Raw genomic sequence first — 1,424 nt, 5'->3', positions numbered from 1 at the left:
TCGATGACGGCGCATACTCCACCGCAACCGTCCCGCCGAGTTCCGTCACGACACTGCGAAGCAGGTTCGGGTTGCCAGCGCCGGGGGCCGAGATGAACATGTGCTTGTCGTAATCGGTGAAGTCCGGCAGGCCGTCGCCGTTGAAGTCGCCTATTAATGTGCCGGCAGTCATTGCCATTGGCAGCGAGAACTGCACCGGTGCAAAAGCTGTCGACGACGATCGAAGCGAGAAAAACCTGACCGTGCCGGTCCCATAGGCCTGAGCGAGGTCATCACCAGCCATCGTGAGGACGTCGACGCGGCCATCATTGTCGAAGTCGCGAAGAACGGCAAACGTCCCCGCCATCGCGGAAACTGAGTACTCCTTGAAGCCGATTCCGGTCGACAGCCATAGTTTGGCGCTGTGATTATTGCCGCCGTAGCGGAAAATGTCTGTCGCGCCGTCGCCGTCCAGATCGGCCAGAACGCAGCTGCTTAGGCCGGCAAGCGCCGAGCAGACGGGGGACAAGGAGGGCTCCGCCAACTCCCATGTGCCGTTCGACAGGACACCCTTTTTTACGTTTCCGCCCAGTAGCCCCACGGCGAACAACGGCTGCTGGTGCCCGTTGCCGAGAAAATCGCCAACACCAATGACCTTGTTCAAATCACCGTTCCCATTGACATTGAGATTGTCGACGCCATCACCGTCAGGATCGGCGACAAATGTCGGGGCGTCAGGACGCGTGGCCAAATTGGTCCCGTACGGCAACGCACTGCAGACGGTTTGATAGCCGGTTGGCGCTGTCGGATTGCAGTCGGATTTGATCATGCCCAGTTGAGCATCGGTCAGAAGAAGCGCGCCTTGGGAGTAATATCCTGGCGGAAGGGGGAACACGCTGCCGCCGGGGCCATTCGTATAGTACACGAAGTCCATCGTGTTCTTGGTTGAGAGGAAGCGGCCGGGATCCGAGAAAAAGATCGGTTTGGGTGGGGGCTGTTGGTTTGGGTCGCTTGGGTCCGGTGGTGGCGGGGACTCCGAGGGCGACTTGATACGCAGAAATACGGTCTTGTTGTCTGCCGGAATTCCGCCAGCACCAAACTTGATGATACGCTTGTAGACGTTGGTCGTTATTGTCTGCCCGGACATCGTCGTTTCGGTATAGTTCCCGAAGACCTCATCGCGGCCGTCAAAGTCAAGGTCGCCGACTTCGTTTGGATTGCTATAGCTCGGCGGCAAAGGGCTGACCTGCGTATGCTCGTAGAGCTGCCCATTAACGGTTGTATAGACCCCATCGGTGTTCTGATAGGTCATCTGGCCGAGCAGCTTTGCGGTGCCGCCGGAGATGGTGCCGTCGGCAGCGATGGCCGCATCGGTGCCGTAGCGGGTGACGGCGGTCAGGCGCGAGGCGTTGGAGAACGGCGCCTGGTCGTAGGTCAGCTTGTAG

Annotated in this window: 1 protein-coding gene; it reads right to left on the bottom strand. The window is 59.3% G+C overall.

Translation table 11 applies throughout. The features are described 5' to 3' along the window. On the bottom strand, window positions 1-1,424 hold a 1,424-nt coding region (locus NKH28_RS34255), incomplete at both ends, for an FG-GAP repeat domain-containing protein (protein WP_352981457.1).

The sequence above is a fragment of the Mesorhizobium sp. M1227 genome, assembly GCF_040318315.1.
Classification (GTDB): Bacteria; Pseudomonadota; Alphaproteobacteria; order Rhizobiales; family Rhizobiaceae; genus Mesorhizobium.
This window is presented reverse-complemented; position numbering and strand designations above follow the sequence as displayed.